We start from the raw sequence: 21248 nt of genomic DNA on the forward strand, positions 1-21248 counted from the left end.
CGTGCTGCGGAGGGGATCGGGTCGTCGTCGCTGTCACGCCTGCGTCATCCCGCCGTCGACGACGAGCTCGGCGCCGGCGATGAAGCTCGACTCCGCGGTCGCGAGGAAGAGGACCGCCGAGGCGACCTCCTCGGGTCGGCCGATGCGGCCGACCGGGATCTGCGCGGCGACCGCCTGCTCGACGGCTGCAGAGCCTCCGGTGAACTTGTCGAAGCCGGCGGTGGCGATCGGGCCGGGGCTCACCGCGTTGGCGCGGATCCGCCGGTCGGCGAGCTCGGCCGTCAGGGTGCGCGCCAGCGAGCGCACGGCCGCCTTGGTCGCGTTGTAGACGGAGTGCCCGGGCCCGCCGTTGTGCCCGGCGATCGAGGAGACGAGGACGATGCGCCCGCCGTCCGCCATCGCCGGCACGATGCTCCGGGCGGTCAGGAAGGTGCCGCGGAAGTTGAGGTCGCTCACGTGGTCGAACATCTCCGGAGTGGTGTCGACGATCGGCGTCGCCTCCACGTCGCGCCCGGCGTTGAGGACCAGGACGTCGACGGCGCGGCCGTCCTCGCCGACGGCCCGCGCCAGCTCGTCCAGGTGCTCGAGCGTCGAGCCGTCGCCGACCACGGTGCGCACGGCACCGCCGCCGTCCTCCCGCAGGGCCTGCGCCCGCTCCTCGCTCGTGCCGGTCGCGATCACGTCGGCCCCCTCGGCGACCAGGCGGAGCACGATCGCCCGCCCGATCCCCGCGGTGCCGGCGGTGACGACGGCGAGCGCCCCGTCCAGCCGGGCGCTCACTTGAGCGCTCCGGCGGCCAGGCCGCGCTCGAAGGAGCGCTGCAGCAGCAGGTACGCGACGATCACCGGGACCGCCGTGATCACCGAGGCGGCCAGGACCCCCGTCTGGTCGTTGGTGTACTGGCTGGTGAAGAACGAGGGCAGCAGGGTCACCACCTGCTTGTCCGGGTCGTTCAGCATCAGCAGCGGCAGCAGGAACGCGTTCCAGCTGTTGATCAGCGTGAGCACCACGATCGCGCCGGCGATCGGCCGGGTCAGCGGCAGGACGATGTACCAGAAGACCTTGACGATGCTCGCCCCGTCGACGCGGCCGGCGTCCATCAGCTCGGTCGGGATCCCGGCGAAGAAGCTCCGGGCCAGCAGGACCGTGAACGGCACCTGCAGCGCGGCCAGCGGCAGGATCACCGCGATCAGCTGGTTGTAGACGTCGAGCGTCGACGCCGTGACGAACAGCGGCGTCAGCAGCACCGCCTCCGGCATGGTCAGCGCCGCGATCAGCAGCCAGAACCACACCTCCTTGCCGCGGATGCGCAGCTTGGCGAAGCCGAAGGCCGCCAGCATCGTGAGGACGTAGACGATCGCGACGGTCGAGACCGCGACGATGATCGTGTTCCGGAAGTAGGTGGGGACGACGCCGGTCGCGAAGACCTTGCCGTAGTTGCCCCAGCCGGCGCCGGCCAGCGAGCCCTGCACCATCGCGACGAGCGCGAAGAGGAACGGGAGGACGATGACGGTCGCGAGCAGCTGCACGCCGATGCGCGAGCGGACCGTGCGGAGTTCGAACACGTCGGGCCTCAGCTCTCGTCGGCGCGGCGCCGCAGGTTCATCAGGACGCCGCCGCCGACGGCGAGGACGAGAAGGGCGATCGAGATCGCGGCCGCGTAGCCGAAGTGCTTCTCCGCGACCATGGTCTGGTAGATGTACGTGCCGAGGAACTCGGTCGCGTGGTTCGGGCCGCCCTTGGTCACCAGGTACGGCACGTCGAAGGTCTTCAGCGCCCCGATGATCCCCAGCGTGGCGAGCGCGATCGTCGTGCCCTTGCACATCGGCCAGACGATCGCGACGAGGGTGCGGAGGTTGCTCGCCCCGTCGATCCGGGCCGCCTCGAGGATCTCCGGCTCGATCTGCGCCATCGCGGCGTAGAAGAGGATGAAGGTGAGTCCCGTCCACTGCCAGACGGTGACGGCCATCACGACCGGCATCGCCGTGGCCGGATCCGCGAGCCACGGGTGGGCGAGCCCGCCCAGCCCGACGCCGCGCAGCAGCTGATTGAACTGCCCGTCGACGTCGAAGATCGAGCGGAAGACCGGCGCCATCGACGCCGGAGCGAGGACGGTCGGCACGAAGATGAGCACCTTGTAGAGCGGCGCGAGGGCGATCCGCGAGTGCATGATCGCCGCGAAGGTGAAGCCGACCGCCGTCTGCACCGCGAAGGTGACGACGAAGAAGACCGCCGTGTGCCCGATCGCGCCCCAGAACACGCGGTCCTGGAACATCTGCACGAAGTTGTCCGCGCCCACCGACTCCGACGGGCTCAAAATGAACCCGTTCCAGTCGAGCGTCGACACGTACCCCGTGTAGCCGATGGCGAAGTAGATCATCCCCAGCACGAGGACGATCGCCGGGAGGATCCAGATCATCCCGGGCCCGAGGAGCATCCGCTTCCGCCGGCGCTGCGGGGCGGGCTCCACGCCCCGAGCGGCGCGGTCGGGCGCTCCCGCCCCGGATCTCGCGATGGCCGTTGTCATCTCAGCTCCCTTGCCTGATGCCCGTCGCGGGCGGCCCGGTCGGCCGCCCGCGAGGAGGGTTCGGTCCTACTTCTGGTCGTCGACGACGGACTGCAGACCCTGGAGGGCCTGGTCGATGTCCGTGTCACCGGAGGCGACGCCGATCAGCGCGTCCCGGAAGGCGGTGTTGAGATCCGCGCTGACCGTCGCGAAGCGCGGATCGGTCGCGGCGCTCGCCGTCGCCGTGTACTCCTTCAGCGCGTCCAGCTGCGCGTCCGGCGCGACGAGGTCGATGCCGTCCCAGTCGGGCTGCACCCCCGCCAGCGACGGGATGTCGTTCAGCGTGTTCGCGACGGCGGTCTGACCGGCCTCGGAGGTGGTCAGCCAGACGGCGAAGGTGGTCGCCGCGGCCTGCGCGTCGGACTTGGTGCTCACGGCGAGGCCGTAGTCCGCGTCGCCGAACATCTCGCCGACGTTCCCGGTGCCCGCGACGTCCGGGAACTGGATCGGCACCATGGTGAACGGCTCGGGGTCGGCGACTCCGGCGGCCTCCATCGCGGTGATCATCGAGTCGCGGACGGTGTACTGGGTGTACCAGCTGCCCATCATCACCATCGCGTACTTCTCGGACATGAAGGCGTTGTTGGCGTCCGGGTACTGCTGCAGGCCGATGGCGCCCTCCTGCATGATCCCGTCGTCGAAGAGGTCCTTCCAGATCTGCAGGCCCTGCTCGAAGGCGGGATCCGTGTAGTCCATCTCGCCCGCGGCGGCCTTCGCGTAGGCGCCGGGCTCGATGTTCTGCATGATCGCCTCGAAGGTGTCCATGTCGAAGGCCCACTGGCCGGCGCCCTGGACGAAGCAGCCCTTGCCGGCCGCCTCGAGGGTCTGGCAGACCTGGACCCACTCGTCGTAGGTGGTCGGCGCGGTGACGCCGACCTCGTCGAGCATGTCCTGGTTGACCCAGATGCTGCCGGAGTAGACGGCGCCGGCGGAGAGGCCGACCACCTTGTCGTCGACGGCGAGGCCCTCGACGCCCGAGGCGGCCAGCTTGTCCTGCCAGTCCGCGCCGAGCTCCTCCTCGACGGCGGGGCCGAGGTCGATGGCGCCCGCCTGGAAGGTCTCGACGCCGCCGTTCGCAGAGCCCGGTGCGACGTTGAAGACGTCGGGGCCGTCGGCCGAGGTGATGGCCGGGCCGAGCACCGAGTCGTAGCTGTCGATCGGCTTCGAGACGAACTCCACCTCGATGTCCGGGTACTCCTCGTTGAACGAGGCGATCAGCTTGTCCGCCAGCGGCTTGTCCGGGGTCCAGCCCCACCAGGTGATCGAGCCCTCGGTGGCGGAGCCGGGATCGCTCGAGGCTCCTCCCCCGCCGCCGCTGCAGGCGGTGAGCGAGACCGCCAGGACACCGGCCGCGACGAGCGCGGCCCTCCTCGGCCAACCGAACGTCTTCTTCGACATCGCGCTACTCCTTCGCTCCGCGTCGTCGCGGAGTGTCCGTGGATCGAGGTGCGGCGCCGCCTCCTCGGGCGACTCGCAAAACTTGCTTGCAACTTACTGCGCAAGTTGCGCACGAGTTGCAGTGTAAAGTGACGAGGACCGAGAGGTCAAGACCTCGGGAGCTGAGCAGGAAGGCGGTGTCGCATGACGGAATCCGGCGCAACTCTCGCGCAAATCGCCGAGGCGGCGGGCGTCTCCATCCCCACGGTGTCCCGCGTCCTCAACGGCAAGCCCGGCATCTCGGCCCCCAAGCGGCACGAGATCGAGCGCCTGATCGAGGACCACGGCTATGCGCGACGCAAGGCCAAGCGATCCGCGACGCTGATCGACTTCGTCGTCTCCAGCCTCGAGACGCAGTGGGCGACGGAGCTGCTCCGCGGCGCCCAGGCGGAGGCCTCCCGGTCGGGCGTCGACCTGGTGCTCAACGTCACCCACGACGGCGGGGCCGGCGCGCCCGACTGGATCGACCGCATCGCCTCCCGCGGCTCGGACGGCATCGTGCTCGTGGTGTCGGACCTCACGGCGGAGGCGCGCGAGCGGCTCGGGAAGCTGAAGGTGCCGGTCGTCGCCATCGATCCGCAGGGCAGCGACACGGAGTCGTTCGCGACCGTGTCGGCCACCGACTGGGTCGGCGGCCGGGAGGCGACGGAGCACCTGCTCGCGCTCGGCCACCGGCGGATCGGCTTCGTCACCGGCCCGATGGAGCTCGAGTGCCACCAGGACCGCCTGGACGGCTTCACCAGCGCGCTCGGCCGCGCCGGCGTCGAGGCGGCGAAGGAGCTCGTCCGGAACGGCGACTCGCTGATCAGCGGCGGCGTGCGCTTCGGCGGCGAGCTGCTCGACCTCCCGGAGCGCCCCACCGCGATCATCAGCGGCTCCGACGAGCAGGCCTACGGCGTCTACCTCGCGGCCCGCGACCGCGGCCTCCGCGTCCCCGAGGACCTCTCCGTCGTCGGCTTCGACGACGTCGACCTCTGCCGCTGGGTCAGCCCGCAGCTGACCACCGTCCGCCAGCCCCTCTCGAGCATGGCCTCCGAGGCCACCCGCCTCCTGCTCAAGCTCGCGGCCGGCGACCCCGTCGACACCCCCACCGTCCGCCTCGCCTCCACCCTCATCGTCCGCGAGTCCACGGCCGCCCCGGCCGCCTGACGCCCACCCCACGCCGACCGACGCCGCGCCGCCCGAGGAGCGCCCACTGGGCGCGCCCCCTTTTTCATGCTGATCGAGGCGCGGCCTCAGGGCGCGCCGTTCCGTGCTGATCGAGTAGCCCGCTCCGCGGGTCCTCCATGCTGATCGAGTAGCCCGCTCGCGGGCGTATCGAGATCCACCCCTGCACGCCCCCGGTCTCGATACGCCGCTCCGCGGCCACTCGACCAGCATGAACGCGCCGCACCCGCACTACTGCCGATCGAGGAGCCCGCGCTGGGCGCCCGCCTCAGGCTGATCGAGCAGCCCGCCCCGCAGACGTCTCGAGATCCACCCCCGGAGGCATCGCCGCGCACAACATCAGCTGAGAGCACCCGCCCTCCCTCGACAGCGGAGGGACCCCCTTCTCAACTGATGTTGCGCGCGGCACCTGCAGAAAGCGGCTCATCCCGCCCAGGGCACGACCACGTCGATGATCCAGGTGACCCCGAAGCGGTCGGTCAGCTTGCCGTAGAGCGGCGAGAACACCGACGGCCCGAACGGGACGTGGACGACCGCCCCCTCCGACTCCGCCAGGGCGGTGCCGAGGCGCTCGATCTCCGCGCTCTCGTTGCCCCGCAGCGACACGTAGAACGCGTTCTCGCCGGCCGCGTACGGCAGCGAGTCCTGCACGTCGTACGCCATGACGTGGAACCCGTTCGGCGCCGTCACCTGCCCCCAGGCGATCTGCTCGGACTGGGCGGAACTCTGCCCCGCCTCGACGTCCCCGTAGGGAGCGAGGACGAGGTCGCCCCCGAAGACCGAGTGATAGAACTCGAGCGCCTCCTTCGCGCGGCCGCGGAAGTTGAGGTGCAGGGTGCTGGTGATGCTCACGACGGGTCTCCTCCAGAGATGCGAGTCGCTCCGAACCGCTCGGAGCACCTGCAGTCCACCGCCCGTACCGGTCGGGGATCGTCCGGATCCGCCGGCGCGACCCCCGATCGCTCAACGGCGACCCATCCCCCCCGGCGGCGCTCGTTAGGGAAGTTAGAGCGTTTTAGGAGATCTGGATAAAACGCTCTAACACTCCTAAAATCGAGCCATGGACGCCGTCGACAACCCCTACACCCCGAACGCAGGTGCGAGGCCCGAGATCCTGATCGGTCGCGATGAGCAGACCGAGGCGTTCCGCACTCTTCTTCGCCGCCTCCGACGCGGCAGGACCGATCAATCGATGATCATCACGGGACTGCGCGGGGTCGGCAAGACGGTCCTCCTCAACAGCTTCCGATCGATCGCCCTGCAGGAGAAGTGGGAGGTGATCGAGTTCGAGGCCGTGAAGCACGGCGAAGGCCGCTTCCGTCAGGTCATCGCCTCTCAGCTGAAGGCCGCTCTCCTGCGACTCTCGCCGCGCGCTCGATGGACCGACAGAGGTCGGCACGCCGCGTCCGTCCTGAGTGCGTTCGCGATCTCGGTCGGGGCTGACGGAGCGTGGTCCATCGGCTGGGACGTCCCGCCCGCGGAAGGACTCGCCGACCACAGTGATCTCGGCCTCGATCTGACCGATGTCCTCGTTGCCGTTGGTGAAGCGGCGGGAGAGCAGGGCGAGGGCATCGTCCTCCTGATCGACGAGGTGCAGTTCCTCGATTCGCCGCAGCTCGAAGCGCTCATTCAGGCCATCCACAAGACGGTGCAGCGGAGCCTGCCCGTCACCTTCGTCGGCGCTGGCCTGCCGCAGATCGCTGAACTCGTCGGAGACGCCAAGTCGTACGCGGAACGGCTGTTCAAATTCCCCCGAATCGACTCGCTCGACCACGACGACGCCGCTGCCGCACTGCGAGAGCCGGCCGCCGCCGAGGGAGCCGTCTGGGACGACGACGCGGTCGAGCTCGCCGTCGCGATCACGAGCGGTTACCCGTACTTTCTGCAGGAGCTGGGCTACCAGGTCTGGACAGTCGCAGAGAACGACCGGATCCACGGGGAGGACGTCGAACTCGCTCGTGACGCGTACGAGGCCAAACTTGACAGCTCCTTCTTCCGCGTCCGGCTCGACCGGGCCACGCCACTGCAGACCGCCTACATGCGCGCCATGGCGGAGCTGGGACCGGAACCGCAGAAGGCGGGCGACGTCGCCGTCCTCCTCGAGCGATCGTCGCAGCAGCTGGGACCCACCCGTGCCGAGCTGATCGAGATGGGGCTCCTGTTCACGCCTCAGCACGGCTACGCCGCTTTCACCGTTCCCGACTTCGACCGCTTCATGAAACGGGCTGTCCCGACCCTCGAGGTGCCGCCTCTCGTCAGTCGAGGTTCTCGACGGGCTCAGCCCAGCGACGGTTAGGCCGGCTCTCGCTACCGGCGGCCGGCTGAACAGCGTCTCTCAGCGCTGCTGTTCGACCGCACTCTCGCCCGGCGCCGGCTCACGGCGGTCGAAGGCCGGATCAGGCCGCGCATCGGGCTCCCCGGGCTCGACCTCTAGGTACTGCGCCGAGATCGTGCGGTACGAGCGGGTGAGCATCGCCGCGCCGGCCGCGACCACCATGACCGCCCCGCCGATCAGGAACACGAGCGCGATCCCCCGACCGACCCCGTCGCCCAGCAGCCAGCCGTACGCCGCCCGCCCGTCCGCCGACTCCATGTACGGGATCAGCGCGAACTCCGCGATCGGCGCGATCAGGAACGCGGTGATCGGCGCCGCCGCCGACTCCAGCGCCGCCGCGAAGCCGAAGACCCGCCCCTGCGTCTCGAACGGCACGACCTTCTGCACGACGGTCTGCTCCGCCGCCTCGACCGCGGGGATCAGCGTCATGTAGACCCAGATGCCGCCGGCGTACAGCCACCACCAGTCGCGGAGGGTGAAGACCGCGCCGATCACGCCCATCGCCATGACCAGCAGCAGCATCGTCCGGATCGGGTTCCGGCCGAGCCCGAGCTTCGCCACCAGCAGCCCGCCGATGATGAAGCCGGTCGCGGTCACGCCGAGCACGACGCCCCACAGCTCCACCGGGAACAGCTCGAGTCCGTAGGGATCCATCAGCGCCAGGTACACGCCGCCGATCAGGTTGTTGAAGGTCGAGAAGACGATCAGCGCGAAGAGCCCGGTCGCCGCCCGCACCGCCGTGATGCTCCCCCGCAGATCGATCAGCGGGGCCCTCGAGCCCGCCGCCGCGGGGATCGCCTCGGCGATCCGCAGGAGCAGCAGGTGCACGAGCGCCGCGGCGGAGACCCCGATCGCGATCAGCAGCGTCCAGCCCATGCCGAGCAGGCCGATCGAGAGCCCGCTGAACACGCTCGTGACCACGAAGGCGAGCCCCTGCACCGTGCCGACCAGGCCGTTCGCGTTCGCGTGGCGCTCCACCGGCACCATCAGCGTCACGGTCGTGGACAGGGCGATGTTCCGCATGTTCTCGATCACCGCGCCGAACAGGACCGTGCCGGAGAAGACCCAGAACCAGGGCCCGCCGAAGTCCAGCAGCGTCGCCTCCGGCAGCGCGAGGTACAGGCCGCCGGCGACGCCGAACGACACCAGCGTCACCGCCCCGGCGAACACCATCACCCGGTGCTTCCGGTGCCGGTCCACGATCGTGCCGAAGGCCATCGCGAAGACCGCGACGAGCAGCATGTACGCGCCGCCGATGATCCCGGTGGCGAGCACCGACCGCGTCTCGAGGTACACCCAGAAGGTCAGCGCGAACCAGAGGAAGCTCGTCGTCACGTTCGCGACCGCGGTGTTGACGAGGATCCAGCCGAAGGTGCGCAGGCTCGCCGCGCTCGGCTCCGCGGCGGGTGCGCCGGCGGCGTCGGGGACGGTCGAGGACATGGCTTCCCTCCGCTCGGCGACGGCCTGTCCGGAGTCGTCCCGGACCGCCGTCGCAGCCACTGTAGGCCCGCGCCGCCGACCGGTCGAGAGGCGACAGGGAGAGCAACGCGACCTCTCCGCGGACGCCGTCGCGTCACTCCGCTCGCGGCAGCGCCACCCCCATCCGGTAGAACCGGTCCGCCGTCCCCGCGAACACCGCGAGCCGCTCAGGCGGCGAGAGCTGCGCCGTCAGCGTGTCGAACGCCGAGTACAGCTCGGTGAAGGAGCTGTAGAGCCCGTCCACGGGGAAGTTGCTGCCGAACATCGACCGGTCCGGCCCGAAGACCTCCAGGGTCTCGAGGACGAACGGCGCGATCGACTCCCGGGTCCAGGAGTGGTCGTTGGTGCCGAGCGCCGAGATCTTGACGACGGTGTTCTCCTGCGCGGCGACCGCGGCCAGGCCCGCGCGCCACTCGGCGACCGACTCCGGATCGCGCCCGATCGGCATGCCCAGGTGATCGAGCACGATCGCCGTCTCCGGGAAGTCCGCGGCGAGCGCCGCCGCCTCCGCGAGCTGCGAGGGGAACACCTGCAGATCGAACGAGAGCCCCAGCCCCTGCAGCCGGCCGAAGTTCGCCCGCCAGACCGGATCGCCGAGGACGTCGCCCCGGTCCCGGTGGCTGTAGACCGGGTCCGGATGCCAGTTCAGGATGTCGCGGACACCGCGTGTGACCGAGAACGCGGCGTGCTCCTCGAGCAGCCGCGGCGCCTCCGGATCGAGCAGCGACACGTGCGCGACGTGGACGGTGGGCACCGTGCTCTCCCGGGCGAGCGCGTCGATCCACGCGGTCTCGGCGAGCGCGTCGGCGGCACCGTTCTCGACGTGCACCGAGGCGAGCAGCGTCACGTCGCAGGCGTCCGCGCGGTAGTCGTCGACGCTGTAGGAACGGCGGAGCGGGCGGTCGTCGCCGTGGTAGCGGAACGGCTCGGCGGGTCCCTCCAGCCACGGGTACGAGCGGCGCAGGTCGGTGAGGTGGTGGTGCGCGTCGATGACGACGAGGTCAGGCATGCGGCTCCTCCGGTCGGCGGGCGAGCCCGGCGAGCGTGCGGTGCACGCCGGTGTGGTCGAGGTCGCCGTCGCCCTCGGCGATCATCCTCTCGAACAGCGCGGTCACCGCGGCGGTGGTCGGCAGTGCGACGCCCTCGGCGGCGGCGGACTCGGCGACGAAGCGCAGGTCCTTGAGCTGGTTGCGGGCGCTGCCGCCCGCGGCGAAGTCCTCGTCGAGCCACTTGCGGCTCTTCTGCTCCAGCACCGCGGTGCGCGCCAGCCCGCCCTGCAGCAGCTCGACGACCGTCGCCGGGTCGAGACCGGCGCTCCGGGCGAGTAGCAGCGCCTCCGACACCACGGCGACCGTGCCGGCGACGACGATCTGGTTGCAGAGCTTGGCGGTGGCACCCGCTCCGCTCGGCCCGAGGTGGCGGACCGTGCGGCCGAGCCGCTCGAAGACGGGGAGCACGCGGGCCACCGGCTCGTCGGCACCGCCGACCATGATGCTGAGCGTCGCGTCGCGGGCGCCGACCGTTCCCCCGCTGAGCGGGGCGTCGACCACCTGCACGCCGTGCTCCGCGGCGAGGCGGCGGGCGAGAGCCGCGACCGCGATCGGTGAGACGGTGCCGTGCACGACGAGCACCGGAGCGGCGATCCCCGCCGCGCGCCAGCCCGCGAGCAGGCCGTCCTCGCCCTCGAGCAGCGACTCGACCTGCACCAGATCGGGCAGCACGGTCAGCACGACGTCGCCGGCCGCCGCCGCGGGGGTCGGCGCGACCACGGCGCCGAGCTCCGCGAAGGGGGCGGCCCGCGACGCCGTCCGGTTCCAGACCGTCAGCGACGCGGCCGCGAGCAGGTTCCGCGCCATCGGCGCGCCCATCGGCCCGAGGCCGAGCAGCGAGAGCCTCATGCGCCGGACCCCGCGGGCGCCACGTCGGCGAGCTCCTGCGGTGCGACGTCGTCGAGGAGCACCCGCGCCTCGAAGCCGAGCAGCTCGCGGGAGCGGGTCAGGTCGAGCCCGACCGCGCGCCCCTCGAGCCGCCCGCGCGGGACGTCCGGGGCGATCGCGTCGAGCGCGTCCGCGGTGCTCCCGCGCAGATAGGTGAGCGGAGCGGCCACCAGGATCCCCGGCGCCGGCGGCGTCTCGTGCAGCAGCGCCGCGAGCACGGCCCGCGCCGAGTCGGCGGCGTCGAGATAGCTCCAGCCCTCCGCCGCCTGCCGTCGCGGGTCGGCCGCCAGCACCGCTCGCAGATGCGCGCCGAACACGCGGCCGCCGTCCACGGTGATGTCGCGGACCAGCGGGTAGCGCAGCCCGGTGAGGCTCAGCCCCCAGGTCGCGTGCGCCATCCGCGCCGCGTCCTCGGTCGCGAGCTTCGACAGCGAGTACTCGTCCGAGATCCGCGGCTGCGCGTCCTCGGAGTAGGGGAAGACGGGCGGCAGCACCTGCTCGGCGCCGAGCGGGTAGCCGTTCGCGTTGATGCTCGAGGCGTAGACGACCTCCGCGACCCCGGCCGCGGCGGCGGCGGCGAACACCGCGAAGCTGCCCACCGCGTTCACCCGGTAGGTCTCGACCGCGTCCGCCATGCCCAGCCCGGCGTAGCCGCCCAGGTGCACCACCGCGTCCTGCCCGGCCACCGCCTCCGCCAGCACGGCCGGGTCGGTCACGTCGCCGACGATCGAGCGGACGTCCGCGTCCGACGCGACCCGGTCCAGGACGGTGACCATCGCCCCCTCCGCCAGCAGCGCCGCGACCGTGGGCCGGCCGATCAGGCCGCAGCCGCCCGTCACCAGGACGCGGGCCCCGTCGAGCGTCGTCAGCCGCGCCGTCGCGCTCCGGCGCGCCGTCATGCGCGCACGGACGGCGTCGACTCGGTGGGCGGCGCCGCGACGTCCTCGCGCTGCTTCTTCCGGCCCCGCGAGAGCATCGGCCAGCCCTTGCTGCCCTGGTCGAGGGTGACCGCGATGAGGACGACGAGTCCGGTCACGATCTGCTCGTAGAAGCTCGGCACGTTCAGCAGCACCAGGCCGTTGGTGAGAGCGCCGAGGATCAGCGCGCCGACCAGGGTGCCCGCGATGCGGCCCTCGCCGCCCATCAGGTTCGCGCCGCCGATGACCGCGGCCGCGATCGCGGTCAGCTGGTACGGGCTGCCCGCGTCCGGCTGCGCCGCGTTGATCCGGGCGACGATCACCAGGCCGGCCAGCGCCGAGAGACCGCCGGAGATGCAGTACACCGCGATCTTCACCCGGTGCACCCGCACGCCCGAGAGCCAGGCGGTCTCCTCGCTGCCGCCGACCGCGATCACGTTCTGACCGAAGACGGTCTTGCGCAGCAGCAGCCAGGCCGCGATGCCGACGACCGCCACGATCAGCACGACGACGGGCACACCGCCGACGTAGCTGTTGAGCAGCAGGATGAACTCCTTCGGCACGTCGTAGACCGGCTTGCCGTTCGTGGCGACGTACGCGCCGCCCTGGAAGACGCTCATCGTGCCGAGCGTCGCGATGAACGGCGGCAGGTTCAGCTTGGTGACCAGCAGCCCGTTGATCCCGCCGCAGACGAGGCCGAGGACGACGCCCGCGGCCAGCCCGAGCAGCGGCGGCACCCCGCCGTTGACCAGCAGCGACGCGCTGACGATGCCGACGAAGCTGGCCATCGCGCCGACCGCGAGGTCGATGCCGCCGGTGATGATGACGAACGTCAGCCCGATGCCGATGATCGCGTTCACGCTCGCCGACACCGCGACGTCGCGGAGATTGCCGAGGGTGAGGAAGTTGGGGTTCAGGACGCCGAGGACGACGAAGAGGACGACCGCGGCGAGGTAGATGCCGAAGGCCTGGAGGTTGAAGGAGCGGCGGGGCGGCGTGGCGACGCCCCCGGTCTCGGGGGAGGTCATGAGATTCCTTTCGCGACGCCCATGGCGTTGGTGACGATGCTGTGCTCGGTGATGTCGTCGCCGACGTGCTCGGAGACGAAGCGGCCCGCCCTCATGACGAGGACCCGGTCGCTGAGGGAGATGATCTCGGGCAGGTCGCTCGAGACGACGATCACGGCGTGCCCCTCGGAGGCGAGCTGGTCGATGAGCTCGTAGATCTCGACCTTGCCGCCGACGTCGACGCCCTTGGTCGGCTCGTCGAAGAGGAAGACGCTCGCGCCGAGCCAGATCCACTTCGCGATCACGATCTTCTGCTGGTTCCCGCCGGAGAACTGGCGGGCGTTCAGCCGGACGTCGGCCGGGCGCAGCGACATCCGCCGGCCCATCTCCTCCGCCGTCGCGATCTGCCGCTTCGTGCTGATGAACGGACCGAAGCCGTTGAGCTGCCGATCGGAGGTGAGGGCGACGTTCGCGTAGGCCGGGGTCTGCAGCACGAGTCCCTGGTGCTTGCGGTCCTCCGGGATGAAGGCGATCCCCGCGTCGCGGCTGTCGCGCGGCGAGCGCACCTTGAGCGTGCGGCCGGCGAGCCGGACCGTGCCCTCGCTGCCCTCGTCGGCGCGGATCAGCGCGCGGAGGAACTCGGTGCGCCCCGAGCCGACCAGGCCCGCGATGCCGACGACCTCGCCGCGCCGCACCTGGATCGACTCCGGCCCGACGCCGCTCGGGTGCGTGACGCCGGAGGCCTCGAAGTGCACCTCGGCGTCCGCGGCGACCGGGTGCCGCCGCTCGAACGAGAGCAGCTCGCGCCCGACCATCCGCCGGACGATGTCCTCGGAGGACGTCTCGGCGATCGGCGCGTCGTAGGCGGGCCGCCCGTCGCGGAGGACGACGACCGTGTCCGAGACGCTCATCACCTCCGGCATCTTGTGCGAGACGTAGATCACGCCGACGCCCCGCCCGTGCGCGATCTCGCGCACCCGGGTCAGCACGCCCTCGACGTTGTGCTCGAGCATGCTGGTCGTCGGCTCGTCCAGAGCGACGATCTTGGCCCCGAAGGCGAACGCCCGCGCGATGGTGAGCGCGTGCCGCTGCGCCGGGCTGAGCCGGCCGACCGGCGTCCGCCCGTCCATCGGGAAGCCCATCCGGTGGACGTCCTGGAGGGCCTGGTCGATGTCGTCCTGGGCGGAGGCGCGCTGCGCGCGCGTGCGCCCGAGCAGCAGGTTCTGCGTCACCGTGAGCTGGGGCACGATGGCCGGCTCCTGGTGCGCGATCCGCACCCCCTCCGCGAGGGCCTGGCGCGAGGTGTACTCCATCCGCCGCACGCCGTCGATGGTGATCGAGCCGCGATCGGGGCGGAGGGCGCCGCCGAGGATGTTGAGCAGGGTGCTCTTCCCCGCGCCGTTCTCGCCCGCGAGCGTGCGGATCTCCCCGCGTTCGAGGGTGAAGCTCACGCCGTCCAGGGCGCGGACGCCGGGGAACGACTTCGCGATGCCGCGGACCTCGAGCAGATGCTCGGCCATGTTCCGTCTTCTTTCCTGATCGAGAGGGACCTTGCCGGGAGCGCACTCCGCCGGAGGGGTCTCCGGCGGAGCGCGGTGGTCAGCCGCGGGTCACGGCATCCCGGTCTCGTAGTCGGCGACGTTCTCGCTGTCGATGATGAAGGCCGGCACGTCGATCCAGCCCGGGACCTCCTTGCCGGCGAGGAGCCAGAGCGCGGCGTCCACGCCGGTCGCGCCCTCCGTCGTCGGCAGCTCGCTGACGGTGGCGGTGTAATCGCCGGCCAGGATCTGCTTCTTCGCCTGCGGGATGCCGTCGGTGCCGACGAGGATCACCTTCCCGGTGAGGCCCTTCGCGTCGATGGCGGCCTGCACGCCGAGCGCCATGCCGTCGTTCTGCGAGTAGAACGCCTTGATGTCGGGGTTCGCGGTGAGCATCGTGGTCGCGATCTCCTGCGCCTTGGTCTGGTCCCACGAGGCGGTCTGCGAGGCGACGAGCTCGAGGTTCTCGTGCTTCGCGAGCGCGGCCGTGAAGCCGTCGCCGCGGTTGATCGCGTTGGAGGAGCCGGGGTCGCCCTCGATCATCGCGACCTGGCCGCCGTCCGGCAGCAGGTCGGAGATGTAGTCCGCGGCCGTGGCGCCGATGGTGCTCGCGTCGGGGCCGACGTAGACGACACCGGGGACGTCGCTCTTCGCGTCGTTCAGCACGACGGCCGGGATGCCGTCGGCGAGGGCGGACTCGAAGACCGAGTCGAGGCCGGTCGCCGAGATGGGCGAGGCGAGGATCGCGGTGCAGCCCTGGTTCATCGCGCTCTTGGCCTTGTCGAGCTGCTCGGTGATCGAGGACTCGTCCGTGACGTCGAAGGTCTGGTAGTCGACGCCGAGCTCCTTCGCGCGGTTCTCGAAGCCGTCGCGCTCGTAGCCCCAGAACTCGTTCGAGAGGGTGCGGGTGATGTAGCAGAGCTTGGCGCCGTCGGGCACGGCCGGGTCGCCGAGCGAGGAGGTGACCTCGTCGACCGGGGTCTGCGCGGAGGAGTCGACGAGCGACACGATGTCGGCGCCGGAGCCGCCGGCAGCGGCACCTCCACCGTCGCCGTCGGGCGAGGCCGAGCAGCCGACGAGGAGCGTCAGGGAGGCGAGCCCGGCGAGGGCGGCGCCGGTGGCGCGGGTGGGGAAGGACATGGGAGGGGGCCTTTCGTCATCGGAAGGTGGGGCGGGGTCGTGCGGGGTCGCGGATCGCGAGGGTGGTGCGGAAGCGGGCCGGGCGGAGGACTCGCCCGGCCCGAGGGGGTCAGGAGGCGAGCAGCGCCTCGGTCTCGCGGCGCAGCTCGAGCGCCTCGGCGAGCGACTCGTCGATGATCACGTCGTCCCAGCCGACCGTCGCGCCCTGCGCGATGTCGTGGCGCAGCTCGACGTGGTGGGCCAGGGCGACGGGGAGCGCTCGGATGGCGACCGAGTGCTTCGCGGAGACGAGCTTGCCGTAGACAGTGAAGCCGCCCTCGCCGTCGAGGAACTCGCCGGCCTTGAGGTCCTTCTTCGCGGTCGCGACGACGTCGCCGTAGAAGCCCTCGGGGTGCCCGGTCGAGATGCCGCGCAGCGCCGCGTTGGCGATCGACACGTTCAGCTCGAGACCGACGTAGTGGTACGGCCGGTAGAGCGCCGCGTACTGCTTGGTCGGGTCCGGGTGCCACGGGTACTCGTCGAAGCAGGTGGACACGTAGGGGTTCGTCGCCTTGACGACGACGTAGACGCCCTCCTGCGTGTTGTGCGGGATGAGGGAGCCGTCGCGCCGGACGCTCGACATCACGTCGACCGTCCCCTCGTGGTCGAGGGCGCCGCCGATCGAGCTCGGCCGGCTGATCGTCGCGATCTCCTCGACGTCGCCCGGCGTGAAGGTGAGGCCGGAGTCGGAGGGCACCAGGCCCGCCGCGTTCGCGACCGCCGCCATCTCGATCGCGGCCTTCGTGCCGTCGCGGAACGAGGTGTGCATGTACGGGTTGAGCTGTCCGGAGTCGGTCAGCTCCTTGCTGAACTCCCAGTTCTCCCAGACGTTGTCGGGGTTCATCTGGTGGTAGTGCTCGAGGTACTTGGCGCCCTTGCCGGCGCAGACGACGTCGAAGCCGCTGGTGCGGGCCCAGTCGACGAGCTCCATGATCAGAGCCGGCTGGTCGCCGTAGGCCATCGAGTAGACGATGCCCGCGGCCTCGGCGCGCTTGGCGAGCGCGGGGCCGGCCAGCGCGTCGGCCTCGACGGTGACCATGATGATGTGCTTGCCGGTCTCGATCGCCCGGAGCGCGTGGTGCACGCCGACGATCGGGTTGCCGGTCGCCTCGACGATGACGTCGATGTCGTGCTCGAAGAGGACGGCGGCGTTGTCGACGATGGTGGTCGTCCGGTTCGCGAGCGCCTCAGGGATGTCCGCGGCCATCGCCTCGGCCGGCCAGTCGACCAGCTCGAAGGCCCCGCGGGCCCGGGCGACGTTGACGTCGGCGATGGCGACCACGTGGACGCCGGGGATGTTGCGCGCCTGCGAGAGGTACATGGTGCCGTAGCGCCCGGCACCGATCAGCCCGATGCGGATGGGGCGGCCCTCTCGTTCGCGATCGCCGAGGAGTTTGTACAGGTTCACGTTGACCTCTCTGGTCCGGGGGCGCACGGACGCAGAGGGCCGCCTCGGGGGCGGAGGACGTCGTCGTCGTGCGCAGTCTTCGTCGGGGAAGTGCTGCTCGCCGGCTCCCAGTGGAACCGGTACCAGTTTTGTACCAGCAACGATTAGAGTGTGTCAACAGCGGGCGCGGCGGCCCGGTCCCGCGCCGATACGATTGCCCGACAGCTGGGGAGGAACCGTGCAGAAAGCACCGACGATCCGCGACGTCGCGCGCAGTGCGGGCGTCTCGGTGTCCGTGGTGTCGCGCGTGCTCAACGACGGGACCGGCCCGGTCGCCGTCGACACCCGGCGCCGCGTGGTCGAGGCGATCGAGCAGCTCGGCTTCCGGCGGCGCGCCGCGGCCCGCGAGCTGAGCCACGGTCAGACCCTGTCCATCGGTCTGGTCCTGCCCGACCTCACGAACCCGTTCTTCGCCCGCCTGGCCGACAGCGTCGTCTGGGAGGCGCGCGCCCGCGGCGCCCAGGTTCTCCTGATGACGACGCAGGAGGACTCGCACGTCGAGGGCGAGTCGCTCACCAGCCTGCTCGACCGCTCGGTCGGCGGCGTCATCGCGACCCCGTCCGGCGAGAACCTCGAGAAGTGGTCGCGGCTGCGCCGGGCCGGGATCGACGTCGTCTTCGTCGACCGCACCACCCCCGGTCTCGACGACGTCGACGTGGTCAGCATCGGCAACTCCGCCTCCGCCGCCCGCGCGACCGATCACCTGCTCGCGCTCGGCCACCGCCGGATCGCGATCGTCTCGGGGCCGCTGCGCACCTCGACCGGCCAGGCGCGCGTCGCCGGCTACCGCGCCGCCCTCACCGCCGCCGGGCTGCCGATCGACGGGACGCTGATCCGCGAGGTCCCGTTCCGCGGCGACATCGGCGGCGAGGCCGTCGCCGCGCTGCTCGCGCTTCCGGAGCCGCCGACCGCCTTGATCGTCGCCAACACGGCGCAGGTGCGCAGCGCTGTGCACCGCCTGTTCCAGCTCGGCGTCGCGATCCCCGAGGCGCTCTCCGTGGTCGTCTTCGACGACAACCCGTGGAGCGAGCTCGTCACCCCGCCGCTCAGCGTCGTCCGCCAGCCGATCGACATGCTCGCCCGGCACAGCGTCGACCTGGTGCTGGCCCGGATGCAGGGCCGGATCCCCGACACCCCCCAGCACATCGAGGTCCAGGCCGACCTCGTCATCCGCTCCAGCTGCGCCGCCCCGGCGCAGCACTGACTCCGCCCCACCACCCCTCCACGAAAGGCACTGCCATGTCCGACCCCGTCGTCGTCACCGCGATCTTCACCCCCGCCGAGGGCGAGCACGACGCCCTCGTCGCCGCCCTCTCCCCCGCCATCGCCGAGGTCCACGGCGAGGAGGGCTGCGAGCTCTACGCGATCCACGACTCCCCCGACGGCACCATCGTCATGCTCGAGAAGTGGACCAGCGCCGAGGCCCTCGACGCCCACGGCGCCGGCGACCCCGTCGTCCGCCTGAACGCCGCCATCAAGGGCCTCGTCGCCGCGCCCCCCGTCGTCACCCGCCTCTCCCCGATCCCCGCCGGCACCGCCACCCAGGGCGCCCTCTAGCCCCGGACCCTCGCCGACTCGCCCGACTCCACGCTGGTCGAGCAGCCCCGCAGGGGCGTATCGAGACCAACGTCCTCCGAGCATCCAGCCTGCGGACCCGCCGTCCGGCGCAGGTGGATCTCGATACGCCCGCTCCGCGGGCTACTCGATCAGCATGCGGGCGCCCGCTCCGCGGGCTACTCGACCAGCAGGCGCTCGCGTCGCGAAGGTCGCTCGCTCCTACCGGAGGGCGGGCCGCCCGCACCGACTCGCCCGAGAAGGCTCGTTCTCCACCCCGAGAACGCGCCTTCTCGGGCGACTCGGCGCGCTCCCGGCACTCAGAGAAGAATCGGCCCTGGCGAGGGCGGCTTCTCCGGCAGCCCCGCCTCGAGAATCCGGGTCACGATCGCGACGGCGCGGTCGGCGAGCGCGTCGCCGGGGTAGAAGCTCTCGAACAGGTCTTCAGCGGCCTCCAGAGTGCCGACCTCGCAGAGACTCAGGAGCTGACGGATGTCGTTGGTATCGCGACCGGGTCGATTGGCGCGAAGCTTCATCGCGAGAAGAGCATCAGCTGATGCGACCTGGATCACGACCCCCGCACGGTCGTACACCGTCTCCCACTCGACGACCCGCTCGCCGAGAGTCGGCACCGATCCGGTCTGCTCCACCGCGAAGTTCAGCCAGTCGTCGCTCCACCCGTGCCTGCGCGCCACCTTCGCAGCCGCCCCTTTCACCACGTCATCACTGCCCGGGTTCACGTGGAGCGAGTCCAGATCCTGCGTCGTGCCCCTGTCGAAGTAGCGGAGAGCGAGGGCGGCACCGCCGACGAGCCGGATGCCCGCCGTCTCCCGCAGCTGATGGAGCTCAGCGACGAGTTCCGCGAGACCCGCGATGATGTCGTCGCGGTCGAGCGAGACGGCCACGATCACACGCTCGCGAAGGTGTCTCGCCACACGTGCACGCCGCGCCGCAGGAACTCCTCGGGCACCTCCGACTCGGGCGGCGCCGGATCCGCGGGGTCGATCTCGAGGACGACGGCGACAGGGAGGTAGCGCAGGGGCCGGGTCACCCAGGCCGGGAGAGGCAGCCCCTCCTCGCCCAGACGCCAGGCGACGAGCGCGGCGATCGCCGCGTCCCACGCGCGGTTCCGCGTCGGCTCGGGCTCCGCCAGCCCCAGCACACCTCGGAGGAGCCCGCGCTCAGCGACGAGGTTGTCGTTGAGCTGCAGGAGTGCCCGCAGGGCGCGATCCCGATCCCCCACTCGCAGCCGTCCGCGGATCTCGACAGCCGCGGCCGCGGCATCGTCCCGCTGGAGGGGCAGTGCGTAGAGCCGGTGCCCCGCGCCCGCCAGGACGCGCTGCACCGTGCTGAAGTCCGCGTCCCGGCCGTTCTCGATGCGCGAGATCCGGGCCTGATCGACATCGGTCAGGTCCGCCAGCTGCTGCTGTGTGAAGCCGCGGCTGGCACGGGCCGAGCGCACGGCGGTCGAGCTCTCCGTCATCAGCGCACCTCCCCGGTCATGTCCTGAGAGACATAATCTACTCGCCTCGATGGCGTCACAGGGAACAGCGCGGTTCGACTCCTTCGAGGAGCAGTACGCAGCCCGCCCGCCGCACCGCCCTCAGCGCGGCCGGCCCACCGACGCGCGCTCGATCAGGCGCGTCTCGAGCTCCAGCCGTGTCGCGCTCGAGGACAGCGGCCGGGCCGCGCGGTGCGCCTGGTGCAGCATCCGGAAGGCGGCGGCGCCCATCTGGGCGATCGGCTGCTGGATCGTGGTCAGCGGCGGCGTCGCCCACGCCGACTCCTGCACGTCGTCGAAGCCGATCACGCTGAGGTCGTCCGGGATGCGCAGGCCGGCCAGGTCGGCCGCGTCGTAGACGCCGAGCGCCATGGTATCCGAGAGCGCGAAGAGCGCCGTGGGCCGGATCAGCGCGTCCGCCAGCATCGCGGAGGCGACGACCCGGGAGCGGTCGCGGTTCCAGCCGGCGTAGACCACGCGCTCCCGCGGCAGCGGCACCCCCGCATCGCGCAGCGCCGTGCTGAAGCCGTCGAGCCGGGCGCTGCTGTAGAGCTGCCCGCGAGCGCCCGCGATCACGCCGATGCGGGTGTGACCCTGGGCGAGCAGGTGCTCCGCCGCCATCCGGCCGCCGTCCCAGTTGGTCGCGCCGACGCTCGCCACGTCGGCGGGCGGGCGGGTGATCGGGTCCACGATCACCACGGGCAGCTCGGCCGTGGTGAGCAGGTGCAGCTGCGCCGCCGTGACGTCCACGAGGACGACGATCGCGCCGAGGGACGAGCGGCGCAGGAGCCGGTTGACCCATTCCCCGTCGGGCCGCGCGCGGGTGAGCACCAGGTCGACGCCGGCCGCCGCGGCCTCCTCCTCGATCCCGGCGAGGACGGGACCGATCCAGGTGCCGTCCAGGTGGCCGACCACGACGTCGACGATGTGCGCGACGTGCGGGTCCTCCGCCGGCGGACGCAGCCGCGGCCGGCGCCGGTAGCCGAGCTCGTGCGCGGCCTCCATCACCCGCAGCCGGGTCGCCTCGGAGACGTCGGTCCCGCCGCTCAGCACCTTCGAGACCGTCGGCACGCTCGTCCCGGCGCGCTCGGCGATGCGCGCCATCGTCGGCCGGGGAGCGGCACCGCTGTCGTCCATGCCCCCACTGTAGAGCAGAACGAGTTGCGAAACCCAGCCGGGAAACG

General features: G+C 71.4%; 20 protein-coding genes. 4 read left to right on the top strand and 16 right to left on the bottom strand.

Features of this window, described 5'->3' with window-relative positions; all coding sequences use genetic code 11:
- Positions 1–33: 33 nt before the first annotated feature.
- The 4 genes from MT353_RS07810 to MT353_RS07825 form a co-directional block, all read right to left on the bottom strand.
- Complete coding sequence (locus tag MT353_RS07810; protein WP_243624043.1) at positions 34–780, bottom strand: SDR family NAD(P)-dependent oxidoreductase; 747 nt, start codon at positions 778–780, stop codon at positions 34–36.
- Positions 777–1565 carry a carbohydrate ABC transporter permease gene (locus MT353_RS07815; RefSeq protein ID WP_123446885.1) on the bottom strand — a complete coding sequence of 263 codons (789 nt, stop codon included), beginning with the start codon at positions 1563–1565 and terminating at the stop codon, positions 777–779. The genes MT353_RS07810 and MT353_RS07815 overlap by 4 nt, the downstream gene beginning before the upstream one ends.
- A gap of 8 nt (positions 1566–1573) precedes the next feature.
- Positions 1574–2527: a carbohydrate ABC transporter permease gene (locus MT353_RS07820; protein ID WP_208110594.1), complete on the bottom strand. Its 954-nt coding sequence runs from the start codon at positions 2525–2527 to the stop codon at positions 1574–1576.
- 66 nt (positions 2528–2593) lie between these two features.
- Positions 2594–3964, bottom strand: a complete 1371-nt coding sequence (locus MT353_RS07825; protein WP_243598085.1) for an ABC transporter substrate-binding protein — start codon at positions 3962–3964, stop codon at positions 2594–2596.
- 183 nt (positions 3965–4147) lie between these two features.
- Between MT353_RS07825 and MT353_RS07830 the strand changes: the two genes are divergently transcribed.
- The gene (locus tag MT353_RS07830) at positions 4148–5152 is read left to right on the top strand and encodes a LacI family DNA-binding transcriptional regulator (protein ID WP_243598084.1); all 1005 of its coding nucleotides are present in this window, start codon (positions 4148–4150) and stop codon (positions 5150–5152) included.
- A gap of 441 nt (positions 5153–5593) precedes the next feature.
- Here the strand turns inward: MT353_RS07830 and MT353_RS07835 are convergent, their stop codons facing one another.
- The gene (locus MT353_RS07835) at positions 5594–6022 is read right to left on the bottom strand and encodes a VOC family protein (RefSeq protein WP_243598083.1); all 429 of its coding nucleotides are present in this window, start codon (positions 6020–6022) and stop codon (positions 5594–5596) included.
- 208 nt (positions 6023–6230) lie between these two features.
- Between MT353_RS07835 and MT353_RS07840 the strand changes: the two genes are divergently transcribed.
- Positions 6231–7466 (top strand): AAA family ATPase, encoded by a 1236-nt coding sequence (locus tag MT353_RS07840; RefSeq protein ID WP_243598082.1) that lies wholly within the window; start codon positions 6231–6233, stop codon positions 7464–7466.
- A gap of 39 nt (positions 7467–7505) precedes the next feature.
- Here the strand turns inward: MT353_RS07840 and MT353_RS07845 are convergent, their stop codons facing one another.
- The 8 genes from MT353_RS07845 to MT353_RS07880 all read right to left on the bottom strand — a co-directional run bounded on the left by MT353_RS07845 (position 7506) and on the right by MT353_RS07880 (position 16970).
- On the bottom strand, positions 7506–8945 hold the full coding sequence (locus MT353_RS07845; protein ID WP_279400582.1) for an MFS transporter: 1440 nt from the start codon (positions 8943–8945) through the stop codon (positions 7506–7508).
- 133 nt (positions 8946–9078) lie between these two features.
- Positions 9079–9993 (bottom strand): amidohydrolase, encoded by a 915-nt coding sequence (locus MT353_RS07850; RefSeq protein WP_243616110.1) that lies wholly within the window; start codon positions 9991–9993, stop codon positions 9079–9081.
- Complete coding sequence (locus MT353_RS07855) at positions 9986–10882, bottom strand: NAD(P)-dependent oxidoreductase (RefSeq protein ID WP_243624044.1); 897 nt, start codon at positions 10880–10882, stop codon at positions 9986–9988. The genes MT353_RS07850 and MT353_RS07855 overlap by 8 nt, the downstream gene beginning before the upstream one ends.
- Positions 10879–11820, bottom strand: coding sequence for an NAD(P)-dependent oxidoreductase (locus tag MT353_RS07860; RefSeq protein ID WP_243616111.1), 942 nt, complete (start codon positions 11818–11820; stop codon positions 10879–10881). Before MT353_RS07860 ends, MT353_RS07855 begins: the two co-directional genes overlap by 4 nt.
- Complete coding sequence (locus MT353_RS07865; protein ID WP_243616112.1) at positions 11817–12866, bottom strand: ABC transporter permease; 1050 nt, start codon at positions 12864–12866, stop codon at positions 11817–11819. The genes MT353_RS07860 and MT353_RS07865 overlap by 4 nt, the downstream gene beginning before the upstream one ends.
- The gene (locus tag MT353_RS07870) at positions 12863–14365 is read right to left on the bottom strand and encodes a sugar ABC transporter ATP-binding protein (protein WP_243616113.1); all 1503 of its coding nucleotides are present in this window, start codon (positions 14363–14365) and stop codon (positions 12863–12865) included. Before MT353_RS07870 ends, MT353_RS07865 begins: the two co-directional genes overlap by 4 nt.
- 90 nt (positions 14366–14455) lie before the next feature.
- Positions 14456–15523 carry a substrate-binding domain-containing protein gene (locus tag MT353_RS07875; protein ID WP_243624045.1) on the bottom strand — a complete coding sequence of 356 codons (1068 nt, stop codon included), beginning with the start codon at positions 15521–15523 and terminating at the stop codon, positions 14456–14458.
- A 109-nt stretch (positions 15524–15632) separates the two neighbouring features.
- The gene (locus MT353_RS07880) at positions 15633–16970 is read right to left on the bottom strand and encodes an NAD(P)H-dependent oxidoreductase (RefSeq protein WP_243616115.1); all 1338 of its coding nucleotides are present in this window, start codon (positions 16968–16970) and stop codon (positions 15633–15635) included.
- A 217-nt stretch (positions 16971–17187) separates the two neighbouring features.
- Between MT353_RS07880 and MT353_RS07885 the strand changes: the two genes are divergently transcribed.
- Both MT353_RS07885 and MT353_RS07890 read left to right on the top strand, forming a co-directional pair.
- Entirely contained in the window at positions 17188–18213 is a 1026-nt protein-coding gene (locus tag MT353_RS07885) for a LacI family DNA-binding transcriptional regulator (protein ID WP_243598077.1), read from the top strand.
- A gap of 35 nt (positions 18214–18248) precedes the next feature.
- Entirely contained in the window at positions 18249–18566 is a 318-nt protein-coding gene (locus tag MT353_RS07890) for a putative quinol monooxygenase (protein WP_243616116.1), read from the top strand.
- A 317-nt stretch (positions 18567–18883) separates the two neighbouring features.
- On the opposite strand, the gene MT353_RS07895 is transcribed toward MT353_RS07890, so the two are convergent.
- The 3 genes from MT353_RS07895 to MT353_RS07905 all read right to left on the bottom strand — a co-directional run bounded on the left by MT353_RS07895 (position 18884) and on the right by MT353_RS07905 (position 21201).
- Entirely contained in the window at positions 18884–19468 is a 585-nt protein-coding gene (locus MT353_RS07895; protein ID WP_243624046.1) for a hypothetical protein, read from the bottom strand.
- Between the two features lie 2 nt (positions 19469–19470).
- Positions 19471–20046, bottom strand: coding sequence for a helix-turn-helix transcriptional regulator (locus MT353_RS07900; RefSeq protein WP_243598075.1), 576 nt, complete (start codon positions 20044–20046; stop codon positions 19471–19473).
- 120 nt (positions 20047–20166) lie between these two features.
- A complete protein-coding gene (locus MT353_RS07905; RefSeq protein WP_243598074.1) occupies positions 20167–21201 on the bottom strand; it encodes a LacI family DNA-binding transcriptional regulator in 1035 nt (344 codons plus the stop codon).
- Positions 21202–21248: the final 47 nt, after the last annotated feature.

It is taken from the genome of Rathayibacter sp. VKM Ac-2927, assembly GCF_022815525.1.
GTDB lineage: Bacteria > Actinomycetota > Actinomycetes > Actinomycetales > Microbacteriaceae > Rathayibacter > Rathayibacter festucae.